Annotated in this window: 19 protein-coding genes; 5 read left to right on the forward strand and 14 right to left on the reverse strand. The window is 47.7% G+C overall.

Features of this window, described 5'->3' with window-relative positions:
* Positions 1-110: 110 nt before the first annotated feature.
* The gene (locus NSQ19_RS10120) at positions 111-425 is read right to left on the reverse strand and encodes a thioredoxin family protein (RefSeq protein ID WP_013859987.1); all 315 of its coding nucleotides are present in this window, start codon (positions 423-425) and stop codon (positions 111-113) included.
* 142 nt (positions 426-567) lie between these two features.
* Between NSQ19_RS10120 and NSQ19_RS10125 the strand changes: the two genes are divergently transcribed.
* Complete coding sequence (locus tag NSQ19_RS10125) at positions 568-1,707, forward strand: fused response regulator/phosphatase (RefSeq protein ID WP_340702801.1); 1,140 nt, start codon at positions 568-570, stop codon at positions 1,705-1,707.
* Between the two features lie 240 nt (positions 1,708-1,947).
* Here the strand turns inward: NSQ19_RS10125 and NSQ19_RS10130 are convergent, their stop codons facing one another.
* Together NSQ19_RS10130 and NSQ19_RS10135 are read right to left on the reverse strand one after the other, a co-directional pair.
* Entirely contained in the window at positions 1,948-2,787 is an 840-nt protein-coding gene (locus NSQ19_RS10130) for a CheR family methyltransferase (protein WP_340702802.1), read from the reverse strand.
* A gap of 245 nt (positions 2,788-3,032) precedes the next feature.
* Positions 3,033-5,798, reverse strand: coding sequence for a hybrid sensor histidine kinase/response regulator (locus NSQ19_RS10135; RefSeq protein WP_340702803.1), 2,766 nt, complete (start codon positions 5,796-5,798; stop codon positions 3,033-3,035).
* A 380-nt stretch (positions 5,799-6,178) separates the two neighbouring features.
* Between NSQ19_RS10135 and NSQ19_RS10140 the strand changes: the two genes are divergently transcribed.
* Positions 6,179-6,490, forward strand: a complete 312-nt coding sequence (locus tag NSQ19_RS10140) for a PepSY domain-containing protein (RefSeq protein WP_061567098.1) — start codon at positions 6,179-6,181, stop codon at positions 6,488-6,490.
* A 361-nt stretch (positions 6,491-6,851) separates the two neighbouring features.
* On the opposite strand, the gene NSQ19_RS10145 is transcribed toward NSQ19_RS10140, so the two are convergent.
* Complete coding sequence (locus NSQ19_RS10145; protein ID WP_061567097.1) at positions 6,852-7,706, reverse strand: YtnP family quorum-quenching lactonase; 855 nt, start codon at positions 7,704-7,706, stop codon at positions 6,852-6,854.
* Positions 7,707-8,002: 296 nt separating this feature from the next.
* Complete coding sequence (trmB, locus tag NSQ19_RS10150) at positions 8,003-8,665, reverse strand: tRNA (guanosine(46)-N7)-methyltransferase TrmB (RefSeq protein ID WP_026104714.1); 663 nt, start codon at positions 8,663-8,665, stop codon at positions 8,003-8,005.
* Between the two features lie 154 nt (positions 8,666-8,819).
* Between trmB and NSQ19_RS10155 the strand changes: the two genes are divergently transcribed.
* On the forward strand, positions 8,820-9,098 hold the full coding sequence (locus NSQ19_RS10155; protein WP_258921291.1) for a YtzH-like family protein: 279 nt from the start codon (positions 8,820-8,822) through the stop codon (positions 9,096-9,098).
* Positions 9,099-9,266: 168 nt separating this feature from the next.
* On the opposite strand, the gene NSQ19_RS10160 is transcribed toward NSQ19_RS10155, so the two are convergent.
* From NSQ19_RS10160 to thpR, 3 genes are all read right to left on the reverse strand, one after another.
* On the reverse strand, positions 9,267-10,058 hold the full coding sequence (locus NSQ19_RS10160; protein WP_315958573.1) for a phosphotransferase family protein: 792 nt from the start codon (positions 10,056-10,058) through the stop codon (positions 9,267-9,269).
* A 370-nt stretch (positions 10,059-10,428) separates the two neighbouring features.
* Positions 10,429-11,379, reverse strand: coding sequence for an NERD domain-containing protein (locus tag NSQ19_RS10165; protein WP_340702804.1), 951 nt, complete (start codon positions 11,377-11,379; stop codon positions 10,429-10,431).
* A 12-nt stretch (positions 11,380-11,391) separates the two neighbouring features.
* Positions 11,392-11,961: an RNA 2',3'-cyclic phosphodiesterase gene (gene thpR, locus NSQ19_RS10170; protein WP_061567094.1), complete on the reverse strand. Its 570-nt coding sequence runs from the start codon at positions 11,959-11,961 to the stop codon at positions 11,392-11,394.
* A 151-nt stretch (positions 11,962-12,112) separates the two neighbouring features.
* Here thpR and NSQ19_RS10175 point away from each other — a divergent pair, with 151 nt between their 5' ends.
* On the forward strand, positions 12,113-12,280 hold the full coding sequence (locus NSQ19_RS10175; RefSeq protein ID WP_019720672.1) for a hypothetical protein: 168 nt from the start codon (positions 12,113-12,115) through the stop codon (positions 12,278-12,280).
* A 48-nt stretch (positions 12,281-12,328) separates the two neighbouring features.
* On the opposite strand, the gene dat is transcribed toward NSQ19_RS10175, so the two are convergent.
* Together dat and pepV are read right to left on the reverse strand one after the other, a co-directional pair.
* Positions 12,329-13,198, reverse strand: a complete 870-nt coding sequence (dat, locus tag NSQ19_RS10180; RefSeq protein ID WP_340702805.1) for a D-amino-acid transaminase — start codon at positions 13,196-13,198, stop codon at positions 12,329-12,331.
* A gap of 96 nt (positions 13,199-13,294) precedes the next feature.
* Positions 13,295-14,713: a dipeptidase PepV gene (gene pepV / locus NSQ19_RS10185; protein WP_133536269.1), complete on the reverse strand. Its 1,419-nt coding sequence runs from the start codon at positions 14,711-14,713 to the stop codon at positions 13,295-13,297.
* Between the two features lie 785 nt (positions 14,714-15,498).
* Here pepV and NSQ19_RS10190 point away from each other — a divergent pair.
* Positions 15,499-15,720, forward strand: a complete 222-nt coding sequence (locus tag NSQ19_RS10190; protein ID WP_017552518.1) for a DeoR family transcriptional regulator — start codon at positions 15,499-15,501, stop codon at positions 15,718-15,720.
* A gap of 494 nt (positions 15,721-16,214) precedes the next feature.
* Here the strand turns inward: NSQ19_RS10190 and NSQ19_RS10195 are convergent, their stop codons facing one another.
* The 4 genes from NSQ19_RS10195 to NSQ19_RS10210 form a co-directional block, all read right to left on the reverse strand.
* Positions 16,215-17,840 carry a putative polysaccharide biosynthesis protein gene (locus NSQ19_RS10195; RefSeq protein WP_207369313.1) on the reverse strand — a complete coding sequence of 542 codons (1,626 nt, stop codon included), beginning with the start codon at positions 17,838-17,840 and terminating at the stop codon, positions 16,215-16,217.
* A gap of 228 nt (positions 17,841-18,068) precedes the next feature.
* Positions 18,069-18,254: a sporulation protein Cse60 gene (locus tag NSQ19_RS10200; RefSeq protein ID WP_013860005.1), complete on the reverse strand. Its 186-nt coding sequence runs from the start codon at positions 18,252-18,254 to the stop codon at positions 18,069-18,071.
* A 52-nt stretch (positions 18,255-18,306) separates the two neighbouring features.
* The gene (locus NSQ19_RS10205; RefSeq protein ID WP_340702806.1) at positions 18,307-18,750 is read right to left on the reverse strand and encodes a hypothetical protein; all 444 of its coding nucleotides are present in this window, start codon (positions 18,748-18,750) and stop codon (positions 18,307-18,309) included.
* Positions 18,751-18,790: 40 nt separating this feature from the next.
* Complete coding sequence (locus NSQ19_RS10210; protein WP_340702807.1) at positions 18,791-19,276, reverse strand: hypothetical protein; 486 nt, start codon at positions 19,274-19,276, stop codon at positions 18,791-18,793.

The following is a 19,276-nucleotide window of genomic DNA, read 5'->3' on the forward strand; positions in this document are numbered from 1 at the left end:
AATCCCCCATCCGCAAAGAGGGGGAAATCCGGCCTGCTTTTTGTCTTTCCTGAAAATATGCGCGTGCATTCGGGTGATGCCACGTTCCATGCGGCATGGGCATCGATGATTCAGGCAAGGCTTTCGATAAATTTTTCGACTTCTTCTTTTGTTTTCCGGTCTTTGCTGACGAAACGGCCGATTTCTTTGCCGTCCCGGAATGCGACAAAACTCGGGATGCCATATACATCGAGATCCGCGCATAAATCCAAAAATTTGTCGCGGTCAACATGGACAAAAGTATAATCGCTGTATGCTTCTTCAATTTCCGGCATAAACGGGTCTAAAAAGCGGCAGTCCGGGCACCAGTCCGCTGAGAACAAAAAAATGTGCGCCCCGTTTTCTTTCAAGTTTTTAAAATCTTCCATTGATTGCAATTCCTGCATGGTTAACCCTCCAGTTTCTGTTTCTGCTTTTTATTATACCGTAACGGCAGAGCTGTTTCATTTTTCATCACCCGGCTTTCCCGGTATAATGAAAGTTGATCAGTTTGCGGGAAATGGATTTTTTACATAAGGGGTAGACTTCATGACCATTTTAATTGTAGATGACCATAAAGTAAATTTATTTGTCATAGAAAAAATTTTAAAAAATGCCGGATATGATCAATATGTATCTTTCACTTCGGCTAAAGCATTATTCGCTTATTTGCATCTGGAAGAGGAACATGCTCCAAAACCGCCTGCCGACTGTATTCTGATGGATATTATGATGCCCGAAATTGACGGGATTGAAGCGTGCCGGATGCTGCAGCAGTCGCCGCGTTTCCGTGATATTCCCGTCATTTTCCTGACCGCGCTTGATGATGCCCGGAAACTGGCGGAAGCGTTAAACGCCGGGGGAATCGATTATATTACAAAGCCGATCAACAAAGTCGAGCTGATCGCCCGCCTTAAAGTGGCACTTCGCCTGAAAGAGGAGAAAGACTGGCATACGGAACAGGAGAAACATTTAAAAGACGAGCTCGATCTTGCAATGCAGGTTCAGCGCACGCTTTTGAGCAAACCGATCAAAGAAAACTGCCTTTCCATTACATCTTCTTACAAACCGGCACATCAATTGGCCGGTGATCTTTATTACTGGTATAAAATAGATGACCACCGCTACAGCCTCATGCTACTCGATGTGATGGGGCACGGCATTTCGGCATCGCTCGTCTGCATGTTTATTTCTTCCAAATTAAGGGATTTAATGCAAAGCAAGGCAGACCCTGAAACAGTGATGCAGAAATTAAACGAACTGATGCGTTACTTGAATAAGGACGGCGGGATGCAGCATTATTTTACGGCGATCTACCTTGTGCTTGACTGTGCCGGCAAAACGGTTGAATATGTGAATGCCGGCCACCCGCCCGCTTTCGCCCTCGTGGATGAAAAGGAAGTCGTGCCGCTTTCGGAAGGCGGATGTGCTGTCGGCTTCTTCCCGCAATTGGAAGTGGAAAAGCAGGTGCTCCGTTACCATGAAAGCCTGCAGCTCCTTTTATTTACAGACGGCGTAATGGAAGCACTCGATTCGGACAGCCGCGACGGCCTGAACATCCTGCAACAGCTCGCCTCGTCCGCCTGGCCTCCGGAAAAGGCCGCTTCCCCCTTGGATGCTATCCTTGCCAAAGAACAGCAAGAACAACAGCCGGATGATATGTGTGTTGTGCTCGTTCAGGCAAATTGAGTGCTGGTCCCATTGGCCGGATGTGTTGTGCCCGTTCAGGCTCCTTGCGCAGATGCCGTAAAAAAACGACCGGTTCCATTCAGCACGCACTGTTTTGCTTAAAAACGGAAAATCAGGCTTTTTCTGTGCGATGCAGCTTTCCGCGCGCTTATATCACTTGCAATGGATCCGGCTATTTGCCGGATCCATTGCAATGAAAAACGGCGGGGTCATATTGCCCCGCCGTTTTTTGCAAATGGATTATGCTTTTTTTCGGTAAATTTTTTCATCTCTGTCAAAAACCTCATACTTTCCTTCCGTATCAATCGTCAGCACGGTTTCTTTATGGCCGAGCCCGAGAAACCCCCGGTTCGTTAAGCTTTCATCAAATAATCGCAAAACTTTTTTTTGAAGGTTTTGGTCAAAATAGATCATCACGTTCCGGCAAATAATGGCATGGAACTCATTAAACGAACCGTCCGTGACAAGATTGTGCTGGGCAAAGACGATATTGTCCGCAAGGCTCTTGTTGAAATAGGCATGCTGGGCATCCGCCGTGTAATAATAGGAAAATTCCCGTTTCCCACCTGCCTGGAAATAATTTTTTGTATATATCTGCATTTTATGAAGCGAAAAGGCGCCGCTTTCCGCCTGGCGCAGCACCCGTTCATTCATGTCGGTTGCATAAATTCTCGTTTTTTCGCGCAGCCCCTCTTCGTCCAAAAGAATGGCCATCGAGTAGGCTTCTTCACCAGAGGAGCAGCCTGCATGCCAGATCCGGATTTCCGGGTACTGCCTTAATTCCGGGACGACTTTTTCACGGAAGGCGGCAAAAAAGTCCGGATCCCGGAACATTTCTGTCACTTGAATGGACAAATCGTTTAGCAACACTTCAAGGAATTCGGGTTCATGGATCACCCTTTCGATCAGCGCACTGATGCTCGGGAGATTTTCGAGCCGCATCCGGTGCGTAACCCGCCTTTCAATGGAAGAACGGGCATACTGGCGGAAATCATAGCCTGATATCCGGTAAATGGCAAATAGCAGCATATCCATTTCAAGCTTCCTGATGTCATCATCTGTTAGTTGGTTTTTTTTCACGCTTTTTGCACTCCATCATCCTAAAGTTTGGGCTTATTGAATTGTAGAAGGAAGCATCCATTCCGGACAGGCGGCTAAGAAAGCAACGAAATTTTTCGGGCTTCCTTCACTAAAAAAGCATTCCTGCGGGAAGAAACCACGCTAAATTGCGGCCTCCCTTTACATAGAACAATCCTCGTGAGGAATCCCTTTATCCCCTACTTACAGCATGCTTTTTCACGGGCTTCCTTCCCTCAGCCTGCCAATTACTCTTGCGGCAGCCATACCCGCATGACAGACAACAGCTGGTCCATCTTCAGCGGCTTGCTGATATAATCTGTTGCGCCGGCATCCAGACATTTTTGCCGGTCGCCTTTCATCGCTTTTGCTGTCAGGGCTATAATGGGCAAATCCGCAAATGCATCGTTCTCCCGGATTCTTTGCATCGTTTCGTAACCGTCCATGCCCGGCATCATAATATCCATGAGGACGATGTCGACCTCTTTGTGAACGTCCAGCATATCCAGGCATTCGAAACCGTTTTGCGACACAAGCACTTTCATGCCTTCTTTTGACAGCGCCTTTTTCAGTGCATAAATATTCCGGTTGTCATCGTCACAAATCAGCACGGTTTTATTCCGGAACGCCTGGCCGGCTGATTCTTCTTCGCCCGGCTGCTGGTCCTCTTCACGCAGCAATGCCGGCGCCGCTTCGCTTTCCGGCGCGGGCACTTCTTCCGTGGCGGCCATCCCGTTTGGCAGGCTTGGAATATACAAAATGAACGTGCTGCCTTTTCCGACAGTGCTGTCGAGACGGATCGTGCCGCCGAGCAAGCGGGCAAATTCGCGGCAAATGGACAAACCGAGTCCCGTGCCGCCGTATTTGCGGCCGGTTGCGCCGTCCCCTTGCTGGAAGGCTTCAAAAATGAGATCCTGTTTCTTTTCCGGAATCCCGATCCCCGTATCTTGCACAGCCACTTCCAGCCAAAAATCTGCGCCTTCGGTTTTCACGTATTTTCCGGCTGTTTCTGCGCCCACTTTGCGCATCCGGAACGTTACCGAACCATTTTCCGTACATTTGACGGCATTTGAAAGCAGGTTCTTCACGATTTGTTGGAAACGCCGCTGGTCGGTATAAATCAAATCCGGCACATTATCATCGACATCAATCTTCAGTTCAAGCCCTTTTTGCTCTGCCAAATAAGCAAACTGATTGCCGACATACACCGGTAATTCGCGGGTGTTCGTCTCTTCAATGACAATTTCCATCTTCCCGGCTTCCACTTTGGACAAGTCAAGTATATCGTTAATTAAATTGAGCAAGTCGCTGCCGGATGAATGGATCACACGGGCAAATTCTTTTTGTTCTTCGGTTAGATTGCCCTCTTCCGATTCATCCGCAAGCATTTCGGAAAGAAGCAGAATGCTGTTGAGCGGCGTCCGCAGTTCATGCGACATATTCGCAAGAAATTCAGATTTATACTGCGAGCTCTGGATAAGCTGATCTGCTTTTTCTTCCAGCTGCTGCTTTGTTTTTTCCAGTTCATGCGCTCTTTTTTCCGCTTCTTTCGTCCGTTCCTCAAGCTGTTCATTGATCATGCGCAATTCTTCAGACTGCGACTGCAATTCCTCTGATTGGGCCTGCAGCTCTTCCGATTGCGATTGCAATTCCTCCGATTGGGCCTGCAGCTCCTCCGTCATCATTTGCGATTCTTTCAGGAGCCGCTCGACCTCCATTCTGCTCAGGACACTGTTAATCGCCATCCCGAGTGTATGGTTAATTTGCTTAATGAGCTCAAGCTCAGCCGGCGTAAACTCCTCCAGGCTTGCCAGTTCCAAAACCGCCAGCACTTCTTCTTCATAAATAACAGGCGCGATCAAAATGCTGCGCGGTTTCGCTTCACCTAACCCGGTCGAAATGAGCGAATAATTTTCGGGAACATCGGTAATGACCCGGCTCTCTTTTTCCAGTGCACACTGGCCGGCCAGCCCTTCCCCGTATGAAAATGTTTCGCGGCCCGGATTTCCGCGGTCTTCCGCATAAGCGGCAATTTTAACAAACTCGGCTTTTGTTTTTTCTCCTCTTTTCAAGTAGAAGGCACCCATCGAGGCTGCCATAACAGGTACGGCTTTTTGAATAAACCGTTCCGCCAGCGTGTTGATATGGGTAATATTCTGGTACATCGTCGCCATTTCGGCAAGCGTCGTCTGCATCCAGTTTCTTTCCGATATTTGTTCGATATAATTTTTTTCTTTCTGGCTTGCCTGTTCAAGCGATGCGGCCATCCGGTTAAAAGCCGCGGCGATTTCTCCGATCTCATCCTCTGTCTTCACATCCACCCGCGGCAGTGACGTAAGGTCATCGTAATTGATATGCGCCATTACTTTTGAGATGTTGTTTAAGCTTTTCCCCGTTCCCGATACAATCCAGTAAGCAATAAACAGCATAACAGCAATCATCAGCCCGGAAGAAACGACAATCATCTGCAGCAAGTTTTTTTCCAGCTGGCTGGCATTTTTCATTGCTTTCGACATCAAGTTTTCCTGGAAATTTTTAAAATCGGTAATGTATGCCGTTAAATGGCTCCGCTTCGTTTGATAGTCGGAAATCACCCCGGACGGCACCGTTTTATTGTGCCGTGCATCATTGATAATCGTTTCTTCCGTTTCCGTATAGGAAGCAAATTCATTTTGGAGCTTTGCCAAAATATTCTTTGCCTGGCTATGGTTTAATATATTGTCTAGCTGGTTCAGCCTTGATTCGATTTTTGCACGGTTAGCCGTAATATTTTGAATGGCGGTTTCCGTGCCGCTTGCTTTTTCATCATTGATAATGGCTAAAAGTTCCCGGTCGGACTGCGAAAACAGCAGCTGGATCTCCGTTGCCATTTTTACTTTCATATAGCGGTCCTGCACGATTTCAGACATGTTTTTTTTCATATGGTTCATGGAAACGAGCATGACGACAGCCGTGACAAGCATAAAAGCGAGTATCACGCCGAACCCTGCATATTGTTTTTTCTTAAAGCCCATGCTTTCTTCCCCCTGTTTTTCCATCTGCCGGATATATCAACACTTCTCAAGCCAAGTGATGAAGCCATTGAAGCTTATACTCTATTCCCGATTTTCCAACATATTATACCACCAATTTGTGGCAAATTTGTTACAAAACGCTGTCCCCCGCAAAACCGGACGTTTTTCCCGGGACAAAAGCCTGTGGCCGTTGCAAAGAAATGTCTGTGTGGTAAAATTTTTCTCGAAAGGCAGAAGTGTTGGCGCGGAAAAAGAGGCGCCCGATCTGAAAAAGCTGATTTATTCAAATTTTCCGATCGTTATCTTTCTTTGCTTTTTCAGTGTATAATGATAGCTAGGTGAAATATTAGATGCACTAAATAATGAAAGGGTGGGCACTTATGAATTGGAAAACTTTTATAGCCGGAATTGCAGTGGGCGCAGCCGCCGGGTATGCCGTAAATGAAACATTGCACCATACCGTTAACGTATCCGCAGAAACCGTTCTTGCAAAAGTCAAGAAAGCGTTTAAAGAAAACGGGCCGATTGACGGTTCCTGGATTCAAATGACAGAGGAAGATTATGAAAAATATCCGTTTAAAACGAGGGTTTATAAAGGCGGGGTTTCGCTTACAAAAGACGGGGAGAAGAAGCAGTATGAGTTTATTGCTGACTCCAAAACCGGCACCGTCCTCGATGTCTATCCGATTTAACGGAAAAGCAGATCTGTAAGGACCCGGTTTTGTAAACCGGCTTGTGCCGGATGGCTGGAAAAGCAGCATCCTTTTAGGGCTGGCTTTTCATGCCGGCTCTATGCGCACGGGTTTCTTAATTTAAACCCGGCTCTGTTCCGGATATCCCGGTTTAGGGCTGGTTTTTCATGCCGGCTCTGTACCGGACAGTAAGCAGAATCGGTTTAAGGGCGGGGTTTCATGCCGCCCTTCTCAATACCGGCCAGTTTAGCAGGAAGCCGCAGGGGGTTATGGCCATGCAAGAAAAATATGTGCATAGATCGTTTTCCATACGCGGCAGTAAAAAACGGCGGACCTTTTGTTCACCGTTTTTTTTGCTGCTTTATACGGGCGTTTTTTCACGCTCCACTTTTTCTGCCATATTCCCGTCCGTATCCCACTTTAGCGCCCGGTAGACAGCGTCGTGGTAAAATACAAACCAGGCATTGTCCCGGATCGCCTCTTCAATCCATTTCTGTTTTTGAAAAATGGAGGTCATAGGGTAATCATCATAAGCCATCACCCAAAGCGGGTTGCGGTGCGCATGCGTCGGCAAAAGATCTGCCATATGGATCCATTTTTCGCCGCCGGACTCCGCCATGACAATCGCATGCCCGTCACTGTGCCCGCCTGTATGTACCATCCGGACTTTGCCTTCAATAGTAACTTCTTCTTTAAACGTTTGTACCTGATGCTGGATCGCTTCCCAGTTTTCCTTCCAATACGTGCTTTTTGAACGGATATTCGGGTGGCGCATTTCGTCCCATTCCGTTTCAGATACATAGATGGCCGCATTTGGAAATGAAGGGACATATCCCTTTGTATCATCCGGCATGGTCAGGCCGCATGCATGGTCAAAATGCAAATGCGTCATCAGGACAATGTCGATATTCTCACGTGCCAGCCCGAATGCGCTTAATGCGCGGTCAATCTGCGACTCCTCTGTGACGCCGTAATTCCGCTTCTGCTTTGCTGTCAGTTTTCCGTTCCCAATGCCGGACTCAATGAGGATGTTTTTCCCGTTCAGCTGAAAAAATATCGGGTCTGTCCGAAGTTCGATCTGGTTTTTTTCATTGTATGGATATTTCCGCGACCAAAGCGGTTTCGGGACAACGCCGAACATTGCCCCGCCGTCCAGATGCGTGACGCCGCCATCGAGCCAGTAAAGGGTCATTTCACCGACTGTTAAATGTTCCATTCTTTTCCCTCCTGTAATCGATTTCATTTAAAAGGATTCGCCGCCATTTCCCATTTTCCTGCCTGTGCCGGGACGAAAAAAGGCAATCCTCCCTGCTCGCTTTGCCCTGCGGCTTTCCCCCGCCAGTTCCGTAATGCCAAAAACTGAAAATGCTGTTGCGTTTTCCCCAGCCTGCTGCACGGTGCAAAAAACTGAAAATGCCATTGCGTTTTCCCAGCCTGTTCCTCGTGCAAAAAATTGAAAATAACGTTGCGTTTTCCCCTGCCGCGATGCAAAAAAAGCGCCCCGCACTGCCATTATCCTTGCAGTGCACCGGGCGCGTTGCGGTATTTTGCCTCACAGCGGTAAATGCGCTGCCCTTGTGCGGAAAACTTTTCTTCATATTCCGTCATGACATTGCCGGAAAAATCACTGCGATGCAAATCAAGGCTGATATTTTTTAACAGCAGGCCATATTCAGAAAAACTTTGCAGCGAGTATTCGAACAGGCCCTGGTTGTCGGTTTTTAAATGAATTTCCCCGCCGTCCGCCAAAATGTCTTCATACAGCTGCAAAAAAGTGCGGTATGTGAGCCGCCGTTTTTCATGGCGTTTTTTCGGCCACGGGTCGGAAAAATTCAAATAAATCCGTTCGACATCGCCTTTTGCAAAAAATTCCCGCAACCGTGCACCGTCTGCATTCAACAGTTTTACATTCGGGCTGTTCTTTTCAATCAGCTTATCGAGCGCAGACACGATCACGCTCGGCTGTTTTTCGATCCCGAGAAAATTGATTTCGGGATGCTGTTCCGCCATTTCGGAAATGAACCGGCCTTTCCCTGTTCCGATTTCAATATGGAGCGGGTTGCCGTTTCCAAACAGCGCTTGCCAATGGCCGCGCCATTTTTCCGGGTCCGGTACGACGAATTGCGGGTACTTCTTTAATTTTTCTTCCGCCCACGGCTTATTCCGTAATCTCATAAAAACACCCCAACTTATATTTTTTGACAAAAGCCAGGCCTGCCTGCATAAAAAAAGAGGCAGGTTAAACAATAGAGTATGTATGGAGGCACCGGCGCAAGACCTTCATGCACATGTCAACAGCTGCATATCTCAAGTGAAGGATGTGTTCCACTTGGCACTCAGCCATCGCGACCAGTTAACCTTATTGACGGATATTTTGTACGATCATCAAACAGACTGCTGTGGATCTGTTTCAGAATGTGAACAATTGGAAAGGCTGGTCAAATCATTGCTCGTCAATCCGGCTGTCGCAAATGATATGAAACAAACGCTGACAGATGTTTACAGCTACAGCCAGGCGGGAAAATATGCACAGCATTTGGACGACCATATTGAAGCCCACCAAAACAAGCTTGAGGAATGGGTTGACCAGCTGAACACCTATTTTTAAAGAATGAGGAGCGGCAAAAAGAAGAGAAACCATCACCCGGTTTCTCTTCTTTTTCATTCGAAACCGGGAAACACAAGGCACTCTTTTTTTGAAAGCAATAAGCCCGCAGCCAGCGTTCTCTAAAGCCCCTGTAAAAGCAGTCCCGGGCAAACGCGGATGAGCCTTCTCTTATTTTTTCACGCCGCCATGCACACTCTGCAAAAAATCAAGCCAGTGCTGCATTTCTTCGTACCGGCCTTTTTCTTTATGCCAGCAAATCATCACGATCGCCTGGTAAATGGTATGCCATTTCATCCGGAGCGAAAGACTCGCGGTCATTTCCGTGCCGTATTGGCGCAGCCACCTTCCCCAATTTTCGGGCGGAATGTAAGCGTACAGAAGCATGCCGATGTCCATTGCCGGATCGCCGATCAGCGGTCCGTCCCAATCGATCAGAAACAATTCATTTTCGTTTGATAAAAGCCAGTTATTATGATTGATATCGCCATGGCAGACGACACAATCCCCGTATGCAACGTTCGGCTGTTCGCGTTCGAGAAATTCAAGGGCATCCAAAACACCCGGTGCATCGGGCCATTCCCCTTTTGCGCCGGATTTGAGATCATGCAACATGTTTTCGGGCTCCATCGATTCCAGCCCGAGCCTTTGCAGCATCGTTAAAAGCGGTTTTGAGTCGTGAATTTTTTTCAGCATCCTAGCAACGCGTTCTTCTTCCATTTCGTAAGGCTTTAGTTCCCTGCCCTCCACCCACTGCTGGGCAGTGATGGTGTCGCCGTTTTCAAGCCTTTTCGTCCAGACAAGCTTCGGGACAATGCCTTCAGCGGATAACACAGCCAGAAACGGCGATGAATTCCGTTTTAAAAAGAGGGATTGTTCCTGGTATTTGGCATAGAAGGCTTCTCCTGTCGCCCCCCCTGCCGGCATGATCTCCCAGCCTTTTCCTAATATATCTTCCAACATATTCACCTTCAAATTCAGTAAGTCAACCTCACACCGATGAAAAAACAGCGATATAAAATGGACGAAACTTTGCGTCCCTGTTATAAAGCCAGGAAAAGCAGGATTTGTAAAGCTGAAAAATCCGCAGCTGCCGATTTTTCAACGCGGCAAACGGAGACAAAAACAAAAAAAGACAGCTATTGGCAAGTATCATTCACAATAGCCACCTTTCAGTAAATTTTATCGCTTTTTGACTTTTTTCGTCAAGCGCAATTTTGGTTTGGCACGGGCCCGGGTTTCCCGAAAGTGTTGAAATGCCGGTAAGGCGGCTTTTTGTATGCCAATAATTTTCCAATGCTGCAGAACAAATTTTTGCAAGGGACAACCCGCTTTATTCCCCGCCCCCGCCACGGGCAGCCCCGCTGTTTCCGGAACTTGTATTTGTAGCCAGGCATTCGTTAAGCAGCACTTGCGCCGCCTTCAGCTGCATATATTTAAACGGCGAGCGCAAATTCCGCTGATGCCGGAACCATTCGGCATGCGGGCGTTTGTCAAGAATATGGAGGCCGTCCGGCGCATCCGGCCATTGGATAAACCCGTTCCGGCAAATGAGCGCCCTTTCGACCGGAAACGTGATATCATGCCGTTTCAGGATGCTGCGCACGATTTTTTCCGTCCGCGCGAGGGCAATGGCCGGATTTAAAATCTTTTCTTCGTTCCTGGCTGTCCGCTTCTTCCAGAAACGGCCGTTCGACCCGAAAAAGACGGCATCTTTTTCTTTTTCCACAAAGGCAATACACCACACCGCCATTGGCGAAATCAAAAGATGTTCCATTTCCAAAACAGCTTTTTTGAATGAAAAAACTGGCCGGTACATCAATAAAAATGTATCCGGAAATCTTTGCAAAAAGTATTTTAAATCCGGGTCAAAATAAAGGACAGCCGGGATTTCGGACTGTTGCAGCAAAGTGGAACTGGCCCATTTCAGCTGGAAACGGAACAGCTGGTCGAGAAATAATTTTTTTAACTGGTCTTCCGTCTCCGGCAAAAAGGCAAGCTGCGGGGCAAAATCCAATTCCCCGGGAGGCGCGGGGGAAACCGGCGCGGCTTGCTCCTCTATTTCAGCCGTATCTTTTCTTTTTAGCCAGTGTTTCATGCGGGAAAGGACCTGGCGCGATTCTTCCGGCGCAGGCGCTTCCTCTTCTTCCTCCGGCCCGTTTTCCCAGTTTTCCCGGAATTTTTCCCACTGTTGTTTTTTCAGCCGGATAAACTGGTTGGTGTAACGGATTAAGTCTGTTTCATAACGTGATACAAAGTCTTGCATTTTTAATAACTGTCCCATTTTCCTTTTCCCTTACTTCAAATTCTGTGCATCAGCCAGCCTGAAAGACTGCACGATTTCGTATTTTGGCGTTTTATGGAGATTCGTCCGGTAGAGCACGATCCGGTCTGCCGAAAAAGGCACCGGTTCAGGCAAATACCTGTCCAGCATGCCGGCAGCAAAAGGCCTGTCGCCGCCCCATTTCCGCGCCAGCGTAATATGCGGGTGAAACGGTCTTCGATCAAGTGAAAATCCTGCTTCAAGGCAACAGCCGGCCACCATTCTTTCGAGATCAAAAAGCGGCTGCGATTCCTGTATGCCTGCCCAGAGCACGCGCGGTTCGTCTTTTTTTCCAAAAGTGCCGAAGTGGTCGAACACAAGCGGCAGCACGCGGAATGTGCTGATTTTATCTGCAATCAGCCGGTTCGCTTTTTCCAATTGCGCCTCTTCTGCCGCTCCCAAAAAAGCAAGGGTAATATGGGCATCATCGCGGTGCACCCATCGCTGGAACGGCAGGCTGCTTTTCATGCCGGCAGTTGCCTGCTGCAATTTTTGTTTGAGCGCTTCCGGCAGCATGACGGCATAAAAATAATGGTTTGCCATCGCTTTTTTCGCCCCTGTCCATCATGGTTTTGTGTTTATTTTAACAAAAACCGCCCTGCTGGTATACTGTGCAAAACTTGGTTTCTGCCATTTTCCATGTTTTTATTTTTCAAAATCGGGTATATAAATATGTTAAGGGGGGGGAGCTGGAGTGAAGATTGGCGACCATGTCATGTACAAAGGAGAGAATTGTGAAATCGTATTTATTTACAAAAGCGGGTATTGTGAACTGAAAAAGCCGTTTCTTCATCAGATTGTGCTTGCCCGCATGTCGGAGCTTGAACCGGCAGGAGAAGAAGAGGCCAGGCTCCAAAAATAGCAGGGGCTTCCTTTAACCGTTTCTCCGGCTAAAGGAATGCCCCTTCTTTTAGTTTGGCGCCCCCGGAACCGCTTGAGCCGAAAGGGCATGAATCTCCCTATCAAAAGCATGCTGCAGTTTTAACGTTACCGTGCCCGGTGTGCCGCCTGCAACGGGTTTACCGTCAATGTCCACAACCGGCATCACTTCGGATGTCGTGCTTGTAATCAGGACTTCATCCGCCGTGCACAAATCCTCTACCGTAAATGGCTCTTCCCGGAAAGGAATGCCTTCTTTCCCGCAAATGCCAAAGACCACTTGTCTTGTAATTCCGTTTAAAATGAGGTTCGTTGCCGGGTGTGTCAATAGCACGCCGTCTTTCACAATAAATACATTCGACGATGAACCTTCTGTCACTGTTTCGCCGCGGTGCTGGATTGCCTCATAAGCGCCATTTTCCGCAGCTTTTTGTTTGGCGAGCACATTGCCGAGCAGGTTCAGGCTTTTGATGTCGCAGCGCAGCCAGCGGATGTCTTCCGCAAGCACCGCTTTTACGCCTTTTCTCATTTTTTCCAGCGGCCTTTCCATTTCACTCGTGTATGCAACAAACGTCGTTTCGCTTGTTTCCGGAAAATGGTGTTTCCGTTTTGCGACGCCGCGCGTAAATTGCAAATAGACAATCCCTGTATGGAGCTGGTTTGCCGCAACCAGTGCTTCCAATTGCGCCGTCAGCTGCTCCATTGTATACGGAATGTGGAGCGAAAGTTTTTCCGCGCTTGAATAGAGCCGTTTTAAATGCATTTCGCTTGTAAACAGCCTGCCCCCGTATACGCGGACCACTTCGTAAATGCCATCCCCGAACTGATAACCGCGGTCTTCAATATCAACACTTGCTTCTCCCCTGTCGACCAGGGTGCCGTTTAAAATCAGTTTCTCCATGATGTAACCCCTTTGCCTTTCTTCATTTTATTGCGGCTTTCCCGACCATTTCTGTGCTTGCTTGCATCCCGCCGGCATTGACGCTCACAGCTGAAGTCACGCGTGCTTCCCGGCCAGTTCATAAATGGACTGTGCATAAATCGCCGTTGCTTTGAGCAAATCTTCCACATACATGTACTCATCTTTTTGGTGCATGACATCTTCGCGTCCCGGGAAAAGCGCCCCAAATGCCACACCTTTTTTAAGGGTACGTGCATATGTACCACCGCCGATTGCCAATAGCTTCGCTTCCTCTCCGGTCTGCTCCTCGTACACTTTCGCAAGCGTCGTAATCAGCGGGTCATTTTTGTCAACATAATGCGGTTTCTGATCGGAAAAATGATCGAAACGCAAGCCGTCTTTTTTTAATTTCGACACAATTTTTGTTTTTCCTGCTTCAAGATCGAAAGTAACGGGATAACGCATATTTAATCCTATGCGGCCGCCTTTTTCCTGATGATAGGACATGATCCCGATATTGATCGTCAATTCCCCGGAAACTTCATCTTTGTACCCGATGCCGAAATATTCACCGCGTGAACGGCCGAAGAACTGGTTGAGCGTTTTGATGAATTTTGCCCCGGCACGGTCAAGCGCCACACTGTTTAAAAATTTTGCCAGATAAAGCCCCGCGCTTTTTCCGTTTTCCGGTTCCGCGCCATGGGCCGAAACGCCTTCCAGCTTTAAAATCAAAACGCCGCCGTCCACGAAATCCTGCCCGGCAAGCCCGGTTTCCTTCTGATAATCCTGGAATTTTTGCAAAAGTTCCGTCTGCTCGCCGTGCGCGACAAGGCGTGCCTCCGCATAGTCCGGCACCATATTGTAGCGGCGCCCCGATTCAAAAGAAAGCAGTTCCGCCTGCTGCGGGTCTTCCGTTTTTTCCGGATCCTGGATAATGTCAAAATCGGCAATCCCTTTTTCCGCATAAATGATCGGGAAGTCGGCATCCGGCGAAAACCCGATGGCCGGCATTTCCTCGTTTGCAAAATAGGCGTCCATGCATCTCCAGTTGCTTTCTTCATCTGTCCCGACAATGAGGCGCACCCTTTTTTCAAGTGGCACCCCGAGTTCTTTTACAATTTTCATGCCGTAATAAGCCGCCATTGTCGGGCCTTTGTCGTCGCTTGAGCCGCGCGCATAAATTTTCCCGTCTTTGACTGTGCCGCTGTACGGGTCAACTGTCCAGCCGTCCCCCTCCGGCACTACATCGACATGCCCGAGGATCCCGAGAATGTCTTCTCCTTCCCCCATTTCAAGGTGGCCGGCGAGATTTTGCACATTTTTCGTTTTGAACCCGTCTTTTTCACCGAGATCGAGCATATATTGGAGCGCCTCCCTGACGCCTTGCCCGAGTGGTGCTTCTTCCGTTGCATTCGCTTCATCGAGAACGCTCCTGATCTGCAAAATCCCTTTCAGATCGCGGATCAAATCCTCTTTCCTTTTTAATACTTCTTCCATCCAGTGGATATCGGCCATTTTTGTCGCTCCTTTATGTTGTCATTCGTTCTTTATTTTACTTCTTTTTCCATTGATTACAAAATGAATTGATATCTTTTGCGGGCGGGGGATGAAAGACAAAACTTTGGCCGGCAAACGGCATTTTGTCCTTCATCGGAGGGATGAAGGACAAAACGTGGTGCCGGAACCGTCGAAATGTCCTTCATTGGCGTGGTGAAGGACACATCACGAACCGGAAATCAAAATATTGTCCTTCATAACCGCGATGAAAGACAAAACAGTTGAAGGCAAACGGCGAATTGTCCTTCATAACCGCGATGAAAGACAAAACGTGGTGCCTGGACTGCCGAAACGTCCTTCATTGGCGTGGTAAAAAACAAAATACCAGCCAATCCGACCTGTCCGATTGGAACGGGCGCCCAATTAGACAAAATTGCCAGTCACTACACGCCAATTGTTCCATTAGCACGCCTAATCAGAAAAGCAAACAGCAAAATGTCTTTCATCGGGCTGGCAAAGGCCATACCTTTAGCCGGATTACAGCAACCCAGGGAAAAGGGTGGTGAGAAGAAAGCGCTATCATTAGTGGTTATAAACTTAGCAGGCACAACATATGGTGTAAACAAGAGCTGATATATTTGTCAATTCAGGCAAAAAGATGTACAATATAATTGTCTGACATCTTAGAAAAAATTTTAGAAAAAGGAGTTGTCCGAACGGCACGCATATTCCTGTAAGCTAAACACATGTTGTAAAGCTGTTTGTCGTCTTTGTCTTTGGAAAAAAGATGAGGGAGTGGTATTTTGAAACCATCAACAGACCGTATGCTTACTCGTATTAAGTCGATTTATATGTTTATTAAAGAGAAAGGGACTGTGACAACCCAGGAACTGGTAGATGAGTTCGGCATCACTCCTCGCACCATTCAAAGAGATTTGAATGTGCTGGCATACAACGACTTGGTCAAAAGCACACACAGGGGGATTTGGACAACAACCAGCAAAAAAGTTAAGATGTCATCTTAGAGAAAGAAACAAATTGTTTTTTTGGAAAGCGGCAGCGGAGACATGCAGTGCCGCTTTTAGCATGTTTAAGAGCCTTTTATCCCCGCCATTTTCTTTTACCACAACGCCATCTCACAAGTTAAATGCGCCTCACCCTTATATCCGTTTTGCCTTCCCTGCACCAACTTTTTACCCAAATATGAAATCCTGCCTCCATCTATTAAACCCTGACACCGGGCACCTATCCGCTAAAGTGGGATTCAGCTTTTACTCCCGCTTGAAAACCCGCCTCCACGCATTAAACCCTGACACCGGAAACCTATCCGCTAAAGAGGGGGCAGCTTTTTACGCCCGTTTGTAGCCCACGGCTAAACGGTTGAACAACCGAAAACGCCAGGAAGTCCAGCTTTTTACCGCAGCTTGCAATCCCGCTGTCACGATAAAACAGCCAGATACACAACTTTATCCCGCGTCTTGCCCGCAAGCCAGCTTCCTGCCGCACACACCCCGTTTCCTTACCGCATATGCAACCTGGCCTTCACGCGTTGAATCCTTACGCCGAACAGCTTGTCCGCAAGTTTCGATTTCAGGCCAAGGTAGGCATAAACAACCGCACCGGCCGCGGCGCAAATCGTGACAATCAGCAATGCCTGCCACCTTGAAGAAGGCGAAAGCACAAGCGTGAGCCCTTTATATACGGCACCGGTCACCGCCAGCATGACGGCATTAAAAATCAGAATCAAGATCGTGCGCCGGATCACTGTCCGATACGGATAGGCTGCGAAAAGTTTGATCACAATAAAGCTGATCAGAATCGACGCTGTATAACCGATTGCCGTGGCGTAGATTGCGCCGAGAATCCCAAACATTTTGATCAGCGGGATATTCAGGCTTAATTTTAACAAAAGCCCGACGAGCAAGCTTAAAATCGTCCAGCGCTGCTCATTGATCCCCTGCATGATCGCCGCTGTCACGGAATAAAGCGAGAACAAAATGGCAACCGGTGCATAATGCATCAGCACGCTGACCGAGACGGCGTTATCCGTATTATAAAAAATCGCAAAAATAGGCTTGGCCAAAAGCGACATCCCAAGCGCAGCCGGCACCGTAATAAAAAGCAGCACCTGCAATGTCTGGTCAACAGATCGGACGAGCATATCGCGCTCCCTTTTTGCGAAAGCTTCCGTAATCATCGGAACAAGTGTCATGGAAAAGGCGGTCGCAAGGGAGACCGGAATGATGACAAGCTTGTGCGACTGGAAATTCAACATCCCGAGCTGCGTCTGCCACATTTTCCCGAGCCCGACCGCTTCCATACCGCGCTTCACTGTCAGCTGGTCAACCATTTGGTAAAGCGAATTGGCGATCCCGACAAATACAAACGGCAAAGCAGAAAGGATGATTTCTTTATACAGCGTGGGGATCGAAACATGCATTGTGCCTTTGTCCTGTTCAAGCAGCCGGTCAAGATGCGGTTTTCGTTTGAACCAGTACCAAATGAGCACAAACAGGCTCGCCATCCCGCCGACAAAAGCCGCAAATGTTGCCGCGCTGATGGCGGACACGATGCTGCCGTGAAGGATATGCAAAATCACGTAAGCACCGATCAGCATAAATAAAATCCGGACAACCTGCTCCACAACCTGGGAAACAGCAGAAGGCCCCATTGACTGGTGCCCCTGGAAAAAACCGCGAATCAGGCTCATCACCGGAATAATGATCAGCGCAAAACTGACCGCCCGGATCACCACCGTCACATCGGCTTTTGAGAAAACCTGCGCTTCCTGCTTGCCGGCCATCGCCAAATCCGTAAAATACGGGGCAAAAACATACATCACAAGAAAGCCGGCAATACCGGTCACAATCATTAAATACATGCTCGACCTGAACAGCTTCCGGCTGACCGCATATTCTTCCAGCGCATTGTATTTTGCCACATATTTTGCGACAGCAAGCGGGACGCCTGCCGTGGAAATGCTGATAAAAATATTGTAAGGGACATATCCGAACTGATAGAGTGCCTCCGGTCCCGATCCGCCGATGATCGCATCAAACGGAATCACATAGAATACCCCGAGAATTTTCGAGATGATCGTCCCAAGTGTTAAAATAAACGTGCCGCGCAATAATTTTGAAGACATAAAATCCCTTCCCGCCCGAAATGATCTTCCGGCCGCCCCTGATGCGGACGGGCCTTTTTTCACACACTATAATGTAGTGTACCGCGAACATACCCGCTTGACAATTTTTTTATGAAGAATTTTTTTCGCGGACAGGCGGCGGGATGGATGGCAGTTGGGGCTGCAGCTGCCATGGATCATATTTTACAATCGTGTGGACGAAAAAAATCCGGGCCGGGCAACCCCGCTTTATTTATGGTATAAAATCATCGCCGAAAAACAGTAAATCTGGTCGTCGTCCTCCGGCTCCACCATGGCGGCAATATTATATTTGACATCAATGAGCTGGTCTTCGCTGATTTTTTCCAAAAACGTATTCATGCTCTCCTCAAGGTCTTTCTCATGTTCACAATCAAAAAGTTTAACCTGTACCATTGTGGCCCCTCCCTGTTTTATTTATTTCTATTATCTCCAATTTCAGAACATTTTAATCAGGCGCTTCGATTTTTAAAATCCAATTGGCATAAGTATAAAATACCGGGAAAAGGAAGCAATAGGCAACCAGTGAATGGAGATTGTCCCACCCTTCCAAGTAATGAAATACCCCGAACCGAACGGAAATGGATTCCATCAATAATGTGAATCCAATCCAGACAAGCAAATAAAACAGCACGATGCACACAGAGCGAAGCCGCGCCCGGAATAAACTCTGTACCGTAATAAACAAATAGCCGTACAAAGTAAAAACCGGAATATAAATAATAAAGTCGAATAGTTCGATATCTTTGGAATCAAATGTATTGTATAAGTTTAAAGGATACATCCCGCTAAGCACTTCATCCGCAAAGCAGGCCATTGCTGTAAAAAACAGCCCGGTCGCAAGCCCTGCTTTCCATGAAACGGCTTTTGGAAGAAGATACAGTGCCAGCATCAAACCTGCCAAAGCAACAAGGGTAAAGATTTCATTCTCGTCAAATTTTTTCGGAAGTATGCCGGCGCACCTCCTTTTTCCTGTCCAACCATCTATAGAGCGCATCGCCCACGTGTACCACCGCAAGATCAGTGAAGAAGAAAGCAAGGGCATACCGCCATGACCATTCGTAGGTATACAGAATTTGTAAAAAATCGAGGATGGCGACATAACCCGTAAAAACAAGGAAAAAACATACAGCGGCCAGGGTTTTCCGGCCGGACGTCCGTGATATGTGAAATACGTGCAAATACAGCAAAAACAAAAGGGGAACCTGAAACAGAACAAGCAACCTGGAAATATAGAACATCGGTGTATGGTGATCATGAACAAAGTGCAGGTTCATTTCCAATATCCTTAAAAAATTGATTGTCCAGTAATATAACCATAAGTAAAGCAGCAATGATTTCATTTTTTCTGCCTGAAACAGCGCGCGGGATAAATATGCCAGTCCCGCCCCTGCCAAAAGTGAAAATAAAAGAACCAT

It is taken from the genome of Weizmannia sp. FSL W8-1119 (assembly GCF_038008605.1).
In the GTDB taxonomy this organism is placed as follows: domain Bacteria; phylum Bacillota; class Bacilli; order Bacillales; family Bacillaceae_C; genus Weizmannia; species Weizmannia coagulans.

What these genes read in the sequence shown, in the direction of transcription:
- NSQ19_RS10120 (WP_013859987.1), bottom strand. Translation starts at nt 425, where the DNA reads ATGCAGGAATTGCAATCAATGGAAGATTTTAAAAACTTGAAAGAAAAC.
- NSQ19_RS10125 (WP_340702801.1), top strand. Translation starts at nt 568, where the DNA reads ATGACCATTTTAATTGTAGATGACCATAAAGTAAATTTATTTGTCATA.
- NSQ19_RS10135 (WP_340702803.1), bottom strand. Translation starts at nt 5,798, where the DNA reads ATGGGCTTTAAGAAAAAACAATATGCAGGGTTCGGCGTGATACTCGCT.
- NSQ19_RS10140 (WP_061567098.1), top strand. Translation starts at nt 6,179, where the DNA reads ATGAATTGGAAAACTTTTATAGCCGGAATTGCAGTGGGCGCAGCCGCC.
- NSQ19_RS10145 (WP_061567097.1), bottom strand. Translation starts at nt 7,706, where the DNA reads ATGGAACATTTAACAGTCGGTGAAATGACCCTTTACTGGCTCGATGGC.
- trmB (WP_026104714.1), bottom strand. Translation starts at nt 8,665, where the DNA reads ATGAGATTACGGAATAAGCCGTGGGCGGAAGAAAAATTAAAGAAGTAC.
- NSQ19_RS10160 (WP_315958573.1), bottom strand. Translation starts at nt 10,058, where the DNA reads ATGTTGGAAGATATATTAGGAAAAGGCTGGGAGATCATGCCGGCAGGG.
- NSQ19_RS10165 (WP_340702804.1), bottom strand. Translation starts at nt 11,379, where the DNA reads ATGGGACAGTTATTAAAAATGCAAGACTTTGTATCACGTTATGAAACA.
- thpR (WP_061567094.1), bottom strand. Translation starts at nt 11,961, where the DNA reads ATGGCAAACCATTATTTTTATGCCGTCATGCTGCCGGAAGCGCTCAAA.
- dat (WP_340702805.1), bottom strand. Translation starts at nt 13,198, where the DNA reads ATGGAGAAACTGATTTTAAACGGCACCCTGGTCGACAGGGGAGAAGCA.
- pepV (WP_133536269.1), bottom strand. Translation starts at nt 14,713, where the DNA reads ATGGCCGATATCCACTGGATGGAAGAAGTATTAAAAAGGAAAGAGGAT.
- NSQ19_RS10195 (WP_207369313.1), bottom strand. Translation starts at nt 17,840, where the DNA reads ATGTCTTCAAAATTATTGCGCGGCACGTTTATTTTAACACTTGGGACG.
- NSQ19_RS10200 (WP_013860005.1), bottom strand. Translation starts at nt 18,254, where the DNA reads ATGGTACAGGTTAAACTTTTTGATTGTGAACATGAGAAAGACCTTGAG.
- NSQ19_RS10205 (WP_340702806.1), bottom strand. Translation starts at nt 18,750, where the DNA reads ATGCTGGCACTGTATCTTCTTCCAAAAGCCGTTTCATGGAAAGCAGGG.
- NSQ19_RS10210 (WP_340702807.1), bottom strand. Translation starts at nt 19,276, where the DNA reads ATGGTTCTTTTATTTTCACTTTTGGCAGGGGCGGGACTGGCATATTTA.